Consider the following 12,203-nt stretch of genomic DNA (forward strand, 5'->3'; position numbering starts at 1 on the left):
GAGACTGTCGCCACCGACGACGCCACCGCCACGGACGAGACCGTCGCCACCGACGACGCAAGCATGGACGTCGCCGTCACCAACGAAAAACGGCGCCGCCAGCTGGAACCAGAACGGCGCCGCCAGCGACAACACCACCAACGACGACGCCGCCAGCTGGAACCAGAACGGCGCGCCAGCGACAACACCACCAACGACGACGCCGCCAGCTGGAACCAGAACGGCGCCGCCAGCGACAACACCACCACGACGACGCCGCCAGCTGGAACCAGAACGGCGCCGCCAGCGACAACACCACCAACGACGACGCCGCCAGCTGGAACCAGAACGGCGCCGCCAGCGACAACACCACCAACGACGACGCCGCCAGCTGGAACCAGAGCGGCGCCGCCAGTGGGGACGCCACCGTCGGCGCACCAGCCGCCGAGTGGACGGCCCCTGCCGCTGAAGGGGCGGAGCACAAGTCCTTCCCGCACCACAACACCACGGACGGCGCTGGCGTCCTGGTACAGGCAGGCGGCACCGCTGATTTTGAGAAGTCCTACCTGGAGCACAACCTCGCCGGTGGCGTCGGAGGTGGGATCGCCAACTTCGGCAAGACCAGCCTCTACCACACGACACTGTTCAAGAATGACGCCTTCCACTACGGTGGCGGCATCTTCAACGGCGGTGTCCTGCGGGTCTCCTCGTCCCGGGTGATGCAAAACGGCGCTACAGTCGGCGGCGGCGGTATCGCCAACGGGGCAGCGTTCCTGGACCGCGAGGACATCAAGGCCGGGATGGTCTCGGTCGAAAAGGCCGAGGTCACCGGTAACGACACACTCGGCTTCGGCGGTGGCCTGTTCGACCTCGGCGGCGACATGACGGTCAAGCAGTCGATTGTTGCCCGAAACCTGGCGCTGCTCGCCGGCGGAGGAATCGGCGCGGCCGAGCGAGGCAGCCTCTACCTGCAGGAGGCGCAGCTCGTTGACAACGGCACCGTCGGTGACGGTGGAGGCATGGCGCTGGCACTTGGCGTGATTGCCAACGTCGACAAGAGCCACATCACGGACAGCAAGGCCGGCGTCTTCGGGGGCGGTGTGTTCAACCTCCTCAGCGCGGTCACCTTCCGGGACAGCTCGATTTCCGGAAACATCGCCGGCTTCTCCGGCGCCGGGATCTTCAACGTCCTGGGCGACGTCGATCTGACTGCTTCCAAGGTGACGGAGAACCGCTCGACCTTCAAGCCGGGTGGCGTGTTCAGCGCACTGGGGAAGGTCACGGTCGACAACAAGTCCGCGATCAAGGGCAATGACCCGACCAACTGTCAGGGCAGCCCCGAGCCGATCGAGAACTGCTTCGGCTGATCGACCAGCTAGTCAGTCCGGCCCCCTCCGCGTCAGCGGAGGGGGCCGGACCATTTGTGTGTCACCGCTGCACGAAGACCGCCACGCTGCGGGCCGGAACCGTGAACGTGCCACTGTCGGCCGCGAACGAGGACGTTCGCAGGACTTCATCAGCGGAGGTACGCAGCACCGGGTGCAGTGCTATGTCTGCTCCGCGCAGGTCGGTGAGCTGTTGGGTAGCCGCCTGAGGGGTGGCGTTGAAGACCACCGTCACAGACTTCCACGGACCACCCAGCCCTCGGCTGTCCAGCGTCATCGTCAGCACACCCGGCTGCTCCGCGGGGCCCGACAACGGGAACGCCACCCGTTGCTGCACCTGCTCTGCCGTCCGTAACCCGAACACCGGCGACGATGAGCGGATCCGAAGCAACTCGGTGTGCCGGGTCCCGGCCAGGTCGATCGTTTCGCAGTCCGGCACCAACCCCGGATCGGCAAGCAGGGGGCGAGCGTACGGCCACTTGTCCTTGTTGTCCTGCTCGGACGGGAGTCCGATGCCAAACCCGTTTCCCTGGGCGCAGTCCCATCGAATCTGGTTGAACCAGTCACCAGAGTTGTACGAGTTGCGGTCCAGCGACTTCGACCGCAACCGCTCGCTGCCGGCGGTGGCGAAACCGGTGCCCTGCCCCAGCAGGGCGGTGCCGAGCGCGAGGACCTGCATCCGGGCTCGGTCTACCGCCGTGGTGTCTTCCGGCAGCTTGTACGCCAACGCGTCGTACAGGATCTCGTTGTCGTGCGCGTCCACGTAGGTGACCGACTCCCCCGGTGCGGCCGTGTAGCCGGCTGGCGACCCGTTGTAGTCCACCTGCGCCCCGGTGACCTGCTCGCCGGCGGTGTTGGTGAATCGGTAGTCACGGAGGTTGCCGGTGAGCCCAACTTTGATCAGGTCGTGCTGGTGCAGCAGGTGGGCGCGTTGCTGCGCCGCTGACCCGTTCACCGGGTCGTGGTTGGGGTCGGTGTACAGCCCGGAGGCGAAGCCCTGTCGACGCGGGTTGGCGTCGAAGGGGCCGCCTCCGCGCACGGCGTCGCGGAGTCGGTCGTTGAAGGTGCCGATCCCAGTGCCGGCCAGGTTGGCCTGGGTTGCCTGAACGAACCGGGCGTCGTCGGCTACCTCGCCGAAGTTCCAGCCCTCGCCGTACAGCAGGATGCCCCGGCCGTCCACTCCGTCGCGGGCGAGGGTCAGCTTGTCGAGGGCGGCGCGGACGGCCAGCATGTTCGCCTTCGGGTGGTGCCCCATCAGGTCGAACCGGAAGCCGTCTACCTTGTACTCCTTCGCCCAGGTGACCACCGAGTCGACCACGAGCTTGCCCATCATGGCGTGCTCGGGGGCGGTGTTGGCGCAGCAGGTTGAGGTGGCGACCGAACCATCTGCCAGCAGCCGGTGGTAGTAGCCGGGAACCACTTGGTCCAGCACCGAGTTCGGGTCGGTGCCCGCAGCCGAGGTGTGGTTGTAGACGACGTCGAGCACCACCCGCAGCCCCGCGCCGTTGACCCCGGCGACCATCCGCCGGAACTCGGTGGTCCGCGCCGCACCGGTCGGGTCAACGGCGTAGCCGCCCTCCGGCACGGTGTAGTGCAGCGGGTCATACCCCCAGTTGTAGCCGTCGGTGTCGGCGACTGCGGCGACGCATCGCTGCTGTTCGTCCGAGTCTGGCGGGAGCGCCGCCAGGTCGCATGGGGGTTGCTGCTGGTCGGCGCGGCGTTCGGGGATCGTGGCGAAGTCGAATGCCGGGAGCAGGTGTAGGTGGGTCGTCCCGGCGTCGCCGAGCGCCTTCAGGTGTCGCATTCCCGCGGTGGCGGGGTCGGTAAAGGCACGGAACGTGCCGCGTTGCCCGGCCGGCACGGTGCGGTCCGCGATCGAGAAGTCCCGTACCGACAGCTCGGAGATCTGCGCCTGCGTCGCCGGTACCGCCGCCGGCTTTGGCAGCTGCGTCCAGCCCGGTGGCGCGAGTCTCGGGTCGGCGAGATCGACGATCTGGCTGTGGGTGGAGTCGGGGGCGAGCGCCAGCGAGTACGGGTCGGTCACCGCCGCGGTGACCAGCTGCTGCTCGGCCGGCTGCCACACCTCGACCTGGTAGCGGTAGTACTTCCCGGTCCAGGAGGGGGTTCCCCGCACCGACCACACGCCGGTGCGGTCGTCCCGTTGCATCGGGACTGGCCGCGGTCGCGACGTCGGTGTGTCGAACAACTGCAGTGCCACCGTACGGGCGGTGGGGGCCCAGACCGCGAGGGTCGGCGCCGCACCGGTGAAGGTCGGGCCGAGCCGCGCCCGGGTCGCTGGGGCGTAGACATCGTCGAGCACACCTGGGAGCTGGACGCCGGTGGCGGCGCGCAGGGCACCTCCGGCGTCCCGCTCGGTCACCACGAGTTGTCCACGCAGCGCCGCCGGCACCCCGGCCAGGTGCTTTCGGTCCAGAGCGAGGGCCTGGTACGCCGCCAGGTGCGGGAACCGCTCGCGTTGCGCCGCGGTCAGGCCATGCCGCCGGGCCTGCAGCGGGATCGCCCGGTACGTCCCGGCGAGTTCGCCGTCGACCAGGGTCACCCCGCCGGCCGCGGCTGTCACCAGCGCGTACGTCGTGCCGTCCGGGATTTCGGTCGGCCAGGCGACAGTGCCGCGGTCAATCCAGTGCGCCTTCTGCGTGGTCAGGTCGAGGCCGGTGGTGGTCCCAGATTCGGGTTGGTGGCCACCGGCGGCGAGCAGCGTGGTGGCGAGGTGGTCGGCGGCCCACGGCTCGGCGCCGGCCACGGCCGGCGCATCGGCGTCGCCGGGTGGTTGGAGGTGAACGAGGGTGTTGGTGCCGGCGAGGGTGAGGGTCGCCAGCGAGGCGAGAGTGAGCAGCGCCTTGCGCGGGATCGGCGGGGGTTTCATCGACGGCCTTCCTCTGGTCGCTGATGAGCCGCACGCTAGCCGCCGTCGAAACTTTCTGCAATCCCTTGCAAGTTAAGTCGAAATTCTGCAGGCACCTTTCACACCGGGAACCTGGGCCGCCCTCACTCGGTAGCGCCGCCTGATCTCGCCCCAGCGTCCCAGAACGCCAGCGAATGGAAGATCTCGTAGCGGTCGGGGTCAGGCGGCAGGAACCAGTGGAAGCCCGCCTGGAGGAACACCACCACCATGTTCGCCGCCACGATCACCAGGAACAGCCCGCAGACCACCTTTGACGGCCAACCGAACCGCACCCCCCGCGGCACCAGCGCGCGGGCGAAGATCAGACTCACCCCGCAGAACACCACTACCACGCAGAACGTGATAAATGCCCAGGTGTACAGGTGCAGCCCCAAAATGGGTGACCCGTAGCCGGGGTCGGGCGGCACGATGTGCAGCAGGATCTGGCGGACCGCGACGGCGGCACCGACGACGGCGGCGACGATACTCATCCCGTACCCCATGGCGTAGTCGGCGAGCCGCACATCGCCGCGGCGGGTCCGCACGATGATGTAGAGCGGCCCGAAGGCCACCAGCATCATCGCCATCCGCTGCAGGATGCAGAGCGGGCACGGGAGGTCGCCGGTCACGAACTGCACCGCGAACCCGCCGATCAGCACCCCGCAGTAGGCGAGGACGAAGAGGTGCGCGAGCCAGAAGCCCAGACGGCCGGTCATAACATCCTCACTCAAATCAGAAGTTCAACGGCAGCTTCGCGCCCACGTGATAGTTGAAGAGCAGCAGGATGGCGACGAGCGAAACCGTCCACGCGGCGAGGACGGTCCCGCGTCCACTGCCCCGCACGACGAGCCAGCCGGCGACGAGGAGCACCGCGAAGAGAATTGTTGCCATTTGCTCAAAATAGTGGCCAAAACGGGAGCTCCGAGCCGGAATCAAGAACCAACTCGACCGTCGCCCAAACATCAACCCGAACCGGCTACGCCCACGCCGCCGCAACGGGGCGAGGTCGCAGCCGGCGACGCACCGGCGCGCACTCGCCACCGCCGTACCCACTCGACACAAGCGGCGAAGCCGCTGGCCCCGCCCCGCGCCGGGTCAGGGTTGCATGAATAGCAAGACGGACGTACGGTTTGTACCCGCAGTTAATACAGGTAAGGGCCACCTAAGCACCGCACCACCCCCGTCGGTGCGACAGACTGCTCAGGACTGCTCACGGCCACTGGTGTGAAGGAGTACGACGTGGCGAGCCTCGACACCTTCGGTGCGAAGACCCAGCTACGCGTCGGCGACGCGAGCTACGAGATTTTCAAAATTAACAAGGTGGAGGGGCACGACCGACTCCCCTACAGCCTGAAAATCCTCCTGGAGAACCTGCTCCGGACCGAGGATGGCGCGAACATCACCGCCGACCACATCCGGCAGCTCGGCGCCTGGGAGCCGGCCGCCGACCCGAGCGTGGAGATCCAGTTCACCCCGGCGCGGGTGCTGATGCAGGACTTCACCGGCGTACCCTGCGTGGTTGACCTGGCCACCATGCGTGAGGCCGTACGGGACCTGGGTGGCGACCCGACCAGGGTCAACCCGCTCGCCCCGGCCGAATTGGTCATCGACCACTCCGTCATCGCCGACCTGTTCGGCCGCGAGGACGCCTTCCAACGCAACGTGGAGCTGGAGTACGAGCGCAACAAGGAGCGCTACCAGTTCCTGCGCTGGGGCCAGACCGCCCTCAACGAGTTCAAGGTCGTCCCGCCGGGCACCGGCATCGTGCACCAGGTCAACATCGAATACCTCGCCCGTACGGTGATGGAGCGCAACGGCCAGGCCTACCCGGACACGGTGGTCGGCACCGACTCGCACACCACGATGGTCAACGGCCTCGGCGTGCTCGGCTGGGGCGTCGGCGGCATCGAGGCCGAGGCGGCGATGCTCGGCCAGCCGGTCAGCATGCTCATCCCGCGGGTCGTCGGATTCAAGCTCTCCGGGGAGATGCCGGCCGGCACCACCGCCACCGACCTGGTCCTGACCATCACCGAAATGCTGCGCAAGCACGGTGTGGTCGGCAAGTTCGTCGAGTTCTACGGCCCCGGCGTCAGCGCGGTGCCGCTGGCCAACCGGGCCACCATCGGCAACATGTCCCCGGAGTACGGCTCCACCGTCGCGATCTTCCCGATCGACGCCGAAACCGTGCGCTACCTGGAGCTGACCGGGCGCGACCCGCAGCAGGTCGCGCTCGTCGAGGCGTACGCGAAGGAGCAGGGCCTCTGGCACGACCCGGCCGCGGAGCCGGACTACTCGGAGCGGCTGGAGCTGGACCTCAGCAGCATCGAGCCGTCGCTCGCCGGCCCGAAGCGGCCCCAGGACCGGGTGCCGCTGGGCAACGCCAAGACCTTGTTCCGGGCCGCCCTCACCGACTACGTCGCCGTGGACACGGCCAACGGCGAGCCGGAACAGGGCATCAGCGGCCCCGCCGACGAGGCCAGCGCCGAGTCCTTCCCAGCCAGCGATGCCCCCGCCAACGAGGTCACCGACCCCGCTGACGCCCCGCGCGACCTAGTCACCGCGGCGGTGGGCTCCGGCGGCCGGGCCACCGACCCGATCCGGGTCACCGGCGCCGACGGCACCGAGTTCGAGCTGGACCACGGCGCGGTGGTGATCGCTGCCATCACCTCCTGCACCAACACCTCCAACCCGCAGGTGATGATCGGCGCCGCGCTGCTCGCTCGCAACGCCGTGGAGCGGGGCCTGGCCCGCAAGCCGTGGGTGAAGACCACCCTCGCCCCGGGCTCGAAGGTCGTCATGGACTACTACGAGCGGGCCGGCCTCACCCCGTACCTGGAGAAGCTCGGCTTCCACCTGGTCGGCTACGGCTGCACCACCTGCATCGGCAACTCCGGCCCGCTGCCGGAGGAGATCTCCGCGGCGGTGAACGAGAAGGACCTCTCGGTCGTCTCGGTGCTCTCCGGCAACCGTAACTTCGAGGGCCGGATCAACCCGGACGTCAAGATGAACTACCTGGCGTCCCCGCCGCTGGTGGTCGCGTACGCGCTCGCCGGCACCATGGACATCGACCTGGCCAACGAGCCGATCGGCGAGGACGCCCAGGGGAACCCGGTGTTCCTGCGCGACATCTGGCCGAGCAGCACCGAGATCCAGGAGGTCATCGCCGCCGCGATCGGCGCCGGCGGCTTCAGCTCGGCGTACGCGGACGTCTTCGCCGGTGACGAGCGGTGGCAGTCGCTGCCGACGCCGACCGGCGACACCTTCGCCTGGGAGGGCGAGTCGACCTACGTCCGCAAGCCCCCGTACTTCGAGGGCATGCAGCGCGAGCCGGCGCCGGTGGGCGACATCGGGGCGGCACGGGTCCTGGCCAAGCTCGGCGACTCGGTAACCACCGACCACATCTCGCCCGCCGGTGCGATCAAGGCCGACTCCCCCGCGGGTCGGTACCTCGCCGAGCACGGCGTGCCGCGGCACGAGTTCAACTCGTACGGCTCCCGCCGGGGTAACCACGAGGTGATGATTCGGGGCACCTTCGCCAACATCCGGCTGCGTAACCAGCTTCGGGTGCCCGGTGCCGACTCCGCTGCCGGGGCCGCGCTTCCGGAGGGCGGCTTCACGGTCAACCACCTGACCGGCGCGCAGAGCACCATCTACGACGCCGCCGTGGCCTACCAGGAGGCGGGAATCCCGCTGATCGTCCTCGCCGGCAAGGAGTACGGTTCGGGCTCGTCCCGGGACTGGGCCGCCAAGGGCACGATGCTGCTGGGCGTCAAGGCGGTCATCGCCGAGTCGTACGAGCGGATCCACCGCTCCAACCTGATCGGCATGGGCGTCCTGCCGCTGCAGTTCCCGGCCGGCGAGACCGCCGAGTCGCTGGGCCTGTGCGGCACCGAGTCCTTCACTATCAGTGGAGTCACCGCCCTCAACGAGGGCAACACCCCGCGGACCGTCCAGGTGACCACCGACACCGGGGTCGAGTTCGACGCGGTGGTCCGCATCGACACGCCAGGAGAGGCGGACTACTTCCGGCACGGTGGCATCCTGCAGTACGTGCTGCGCCGGATGATCGGCTAAGGCGGTAACCCGACGGGGCCCCCACACACCGGTGGGGGCCCCGTCGCGTTTCCAGCTGGCGGGGTCGGGCCGGGTTACCGACCCGGCCCGGCCCCGGTCGGCCCGGGTTGCCGACCCGAAGCGGCTGACCGGGCGTTGCCCCGAGACAGCAGCCCGATCCCGGGTGTGATCTCGCCATGCTGTGCCAGGCTCGTGGTCATGGACGACAAGACCATCCTGAAGCGCATCTCCGAGCTGGTCGACGAGGAACACCAGCTCCGCGCCGCGGCCCAGGCCAACGAGGAGGGCACCGACGACGAGAGCCGGGACCGGCTCCGGGATCTGTCGGCGTCGTTGGACCAGTGCTGGGACCTGCTGCGCCGGCGGCGCGCCGCCCGCTCCACCCACGGCGACCCGGACGCCCAGGGTGTACGTCCGGCGCCGGAGGTGGCGCGCTACCTCCAGTAGGGCCCGGCTGGAGCAACGCCGGCCGCACCACGGGGCGCGCACCGTGGTCAGGGCCGGCCCGCCGCTCGGGGCAGCGTTTCACCGCAGGCCCGCCTCCCGGAGCAGGTGTTCGGTGAGGGCGAGCGGTTCTGCCTGCTCCGCCGGCAGGCCGCGGGCGACGAACCAGGTGGCAACCACCCGTACGTCTCGGGCCAGGTACTCCGGCCCCTGCGGATTGGCGACCAGATCCACGACCTGAGGCAGGTCGATGAGCACCAGCCGCCCCTCGTGCACCAGCAGGTTGTAGGGCGACAGGTCACCGTGGGCGTAGCCAGCCCGAGCGAGTACCACCAGCGCCTCGACGAGCTGTCCCCACAGGTCGCGCAGGTCGGCCTCCGCCGGCCGTAGCTGCGCCAGCCGTGGGGCGGCCTGCCCCTTGTCGCCGTCGCCGAGAAACTCCAGCATCAACTCGGTGCCGCGGAGCTGGACCGGGTAGGGCACGGCGATCGTGCCGTACTGGGCACCGATCTCCCACAGGCGGCCGAGCACGGCGAACTCCGCCGCCGCCCACTGCCCGGCGATCATCTGCCGGCCGAACGCGGTTCGCCGGGTGATCGCCCGCATCTCCCGGGAGCGTCGCATCCGCCGCCCCTCCAGATATCCCGCGTCCCGGTGGAAGAGCCGGTGGTCGGCAGCTCGATATCGTTTGGCCGCGAGTAGGCAGGACCGATCGGTGTCGGGCACGGCGCGGCGGACGAGATGGACGTCTGCCTCCTTGCCGGTCTTGAGTACGCCCAGTTCGGTGTCCTTGGCGGCCAGCTCCGTTACCAGCCAGGCGGGGTACGGCTCTGGGCCGTGGACGGCGTCGTCCCAGGACGACCAGGTCTGGGCGTCCGGCACCGGGTCGGAGTCAGCGGGCTGCGGCCCGGTTCTCCGCCCGCGCTTGCTGAAAGGTGGTTCGTCATCGTCGAAGCGGCGTCTGCCGCGGGTCCGGCGTTCCGGCACCGGAGAGTCGTGATCGCGCACTGCGGTGAGATCCCTCGGTCGAGGTCAATGAAGACAGTGGAAAGTGACCTGTGTAGATAGCCATGACCGACCTCCTCTCCTCGACCGGGCCATTCGCCCGGGGTGCGCCGTGCGGCCCCATGCTCGCTGTCGAATCGCGGCGCGGCAACCGGTATTACGCCGCGAGCACCGCGGCGAGGGCGGCGATCAGACCGTCGACCGTGAAGGTGGGGGCGAACCGTCCGTCGGTCCAGGTGCGCCCTCGGTGCAGCCAGACGCTGGGCAGCCCCATGGCCGCGGCACCGCCGATGTCCGCCTCCGGGCCGTCGCCGACCACCCAGGCCCCGCGCAGCGGCATCCGAACCCGCTGGGCGGCCAGTGCGAAGATTCGCGGGTTCGGCTTGCTGACCCCGGCCGCCTCGGAGATCACCCAGTCGGCTAGGTAGCGGTCCAGCCCGGTCCGCCGGATCTTCTCCTCCTGCTGCCGTACCGCCCCGTTGCAGACCACCACCGGTATCCACCCGGCATCGCCGACGATCTGCAGCGCGCACGCCACCAGTGGATCAAGTCGGGTGCCGGCGAGCACGCCGTCGTGCAGCTCCTCCACTAGGTCGACCGAACGGACCGCCAGCGAGTAGCGGTTTCGAATCGCGTCGGCCACATCCCACCGATCGGTAAGCCCGTCCGCGTCAACGGAGAGCAGCCAATCGAGGTCACCTGGCGGTGCGCCGATCTTGACCAGGAAGCGCTCGCCCCAGGATCGGAACAAATTTTCTCGATCGAGCAGGGTGTTATCCAGGTCAAGAAGGAGCAGCGGCACTCCGGCACCTTACGGGACTGAGGCGTCTGTCCGACAGACCCAGGCAGCCAAATGGCCAGGAATTTGTGACAAACGGATGAATAACCTGGTAGGGGAATTCGCCGAAGAGAGCGGACGCGGGCCGCCAGCCGACGGGTCAGACCGCAAGCCGTACGTACGGTTTGCGGGACGCCGGGGGGTTTGACACGATCGACCCGTGCCCAGAGTAAGTCAGGACCAACTCGACGCGCGCCGGCAGGAGATTCTCACCGCCGCCCGGGTCTGCTTCGCCCGACACGGGTACGAGGGCGCCACCGTGCGCCGGCTGGAGGAGGCGACCGGGCTGTCCCGCGGAGCGATCTTCCACCATTTCCGCGACAAGGACTCCCTCTTCCTCGCCGTGGCCGAGGACGATGCGGCGGCGATGGTGGAAACTGTCGCCCGCAATGGCCTGGTGCAGGTGATGCGCGATCTGCTGGCCCGGGCCGCCTCCCCCGACACGACGGGCTGGCTGGGCAGCCAGCTGGAGGTCTCGCGCCGCCTCCGCACCGATCCCGCGTTCGCCCGGCGGTGGACCGAACGGTCCGCGGCGATCGCCGAAGCGACCCGCGACCGCCTACTCCGCCAGCGCGAGGCGGGCGTCCTACGCGACGACGTCCCCGTCGATGTGCTCGCCCAGTTCCTGAAGCTGGCGTACGACGGTCTGGTCCTGCACCTGGCGATGGGACGCCCCGCCGACGACCTCGGACCGGTACTCAACCTGGTCGAGGAGGCCGTCCGTCGGCGTTGACCGTCCCCCGCTGGTAGCCGATGCGGCAGGATCAGGGCATGGAGCTCGGCCTGACTGACCGCGTGTACGTGCTCACCGGCGCTTCCCGGGGCCTCGGCTACGCGACGGCCGAGGCGCTCGTCGCCGACGGGGCGCGCGTCGTCCTCGCCGCCCGGGACGCCGAGGCGGTGAGCGCCGCCGCCCACCGCCTCGGTGGCCCCGCGTGCGCCGTCGGCGTGCCCGCCGACCTGGCCGACCCGGAGCTGCCCGAACGGCTGACGGCGACCGCCCGGGAGGCGTTCGGGCGGCTGGATGGCGCGCTGGTGTCGGTCGGCGGCCCACCGCCGGGTAGCGCGGCCACCCTGAGCGACGAGCAGTGGCGCAACTCCTTCGAAACGATCTTCCTCGGCACCGTCCGAATGGCCCGGACCGTCGCCGCCGCGCTGCCCGACGGCGGGGCGATCGGGCTGGTGCTGTCCATCACGGCGCGGACGCCGCTGGCCGGCCTGGGCATCTCCAACGGCCTCCGGCCCGGCCTAGCCGGGGTCGCCAAGGACATGGCCGACGAGTACGGCCCCCAGGGCGTCCGGGTGGTGGGGCTGCTGCCGGGGCGGATGCTGACCGACCGGAACGCGCAGCTCCTCGCCACCGCCGGGGATCCCGAACAGGCCCGCGCCACGGCAGAGGCGGAGATCCCGCTCCGCCGGCTGGGCGATCCGGCGGAGTTCGGCCGGGTGGCGGCGTTCGTGCTCTCCCCCGCCGCCAGCTACCTGACCGGAATCACGCTACCGGTGGACGGCGGCACGCTGCGCGGGCTGTAGTCGCCCAAGCCGGACAGCAGGCATCGGTCGGGGATCAGCG

At 69.6% G+C, this 12,203-nt stretch carries 9 protein-coding genes and 1 pseudogene; 5 read left to right on the forward strand and 5 right to left on the reverse strand.

All coding sequences use genetic code 11. From position 1 onward, the window contains the following. A pseudogene (locus tag SALPAC2_RS27835) lies at nt 1-1,346 on the forward strand (hypothetical protein); the annotation flags it as partial. Nucleotides 1,347-1,407: 61 nt separating this feature from the next. On the opposite strand, the gene pulA reads toward SALPAC2_RS27835, so the two are convergent. The 3 genes from pulA to SALPAC2_RS27500 all read right to left on the reverse strand — a co-directional run bounded on the left by pulA (nt 1,408) and on the right by SALPAC2_RS27500 (nt 5,160). Next, on the reverse strand, nt 1,408-4,251 hold the full coding sequence (gene pulA, locus SALPAC2_RS0108485; RefSeq protein WP_018216230.1) for a pullulanase-type alpha-1,6-glucosidase: 2,844 nt from the start codon (nt 4,249-4,251) through the stop codon (nt 1,408-1,410). Between the two features lie 122 nt (nt 4,252-4,373). Further along, on the reverse strand, nt 4,374-4,985 hold the full coding sequence (locus SALPAC2_RS0108490; RefSeq protein ID WP_018216231.1) for a disulfide bond formation protein B: 612 nt from the start codon (nt 4,983-4,985) through the stop codon (nt 4,374-4,376). A 16-nt stretch (nt 4,986-5,001) separates the two neighbouring features. Beyond that, nucleotides 5,002-5,160 carry a DUF5993 family protein gene (locus SALPAC2_RS27500; protein WP_018216232.1) on the reverse strand — a complete coding sequence of 53 codons (159 nt, stop codon included), beginning with the start codon at nt 5,158-5,160 and terminating at the stop codon, nt 5,002-5,004. Between the two features lie 333 nt (nt 5,161-5,493). Here SALPAC2_RS27500 and SALPAC2_RS0108500 point away from each other — a divergent pair, with 333 nt between their 5' ends. Continuing rightward, entirely contained in the window at nt 5,494-8,343 is a 2,850-nt protein-coding gene (locus SALPAC2_RS0108500; protein WP_018216233.1) for an aconitate hydratase, read from the forward strand. Between the two features lie 198 nt (nt 8,344-8,541). Continuing rightward, on the forward strand, nt 8,542-8,790 hold the full coding sequence (locus tag SALPAC2_RS0108505) for a DUF2630 family protein (protein ID WP_018216234.1): 249 nt from the start codon (nt 8,542-8,544) through the stop codon (nt 8,788-8,790). Nucleotides 8,791-8,868: 78 nt separating this feature from the next. On the opposite strand, the gene SALPAC2_RS0108510 is transcribed toward SALPAC2_RS0108505, so the two are convergent. Beyond that, a complete protein-coding gene (locus SALPAC2_RS0108510; protein WP_026184543.1) occupies nt 8,869-9,795 on the reverse strand; it encodes a serine protein kinase RIO in 927 nt (308 codons plus the stop codon). A 154-nt stretch (nt 9,796-9,949) separates the two neighbouring features. Beyond that, complete coding sequence (locus SALPAC2_RS0108515; RefSeq protein ID WP_018216236.1) at nt 9,950-10,594, reverse strand: HAD family hydrolase; 645 nt, start codon at nt 10,592-10,594, stop codon at nt 9,950-9,952. Nucleotides 10,595-10,790: 196 nt separating this feature from the next. Between SALPAC2_RS0108515 and SALPAC2_RS0108520 the strand changes: the two genes are divergently transcribed. Beyond that, a complete protein-coding gene (locus SALPAC2_RS0108520) occupies nt 10,791-11,363 on the forward strand; it encodes a TetR/AcrR family transcriptional regulator (RefSeq protein WP_018216237.1) in 573 nt (190 codons plus the stop codon). Nucleotides 11,364-11,401: 38 nt separating this feature from the next. Next, on the forward strand, nt 11,402-12,163 hold the full coding sequence (locus tag SALPAC2_RS0108525; RefSeq protein WP_026184544.1) for an SDR family oxidoreductase: 762 nt from the start codon (nt 11,402-11,404) through the stop codon (nt 12,161-12,163). The last annotated feature ends 40 nt before the right edge of the window (nt 12,164-12,203 follow it).

The organism is Salinispora vitiensis, assembly GCF_000378825.1.
GTDB lineage: Bacteria > Actinomycetota > Actinomycetes > Mycobacteriales > Micromonosporaceae > Micromonospora > Micromonospora vitiensis.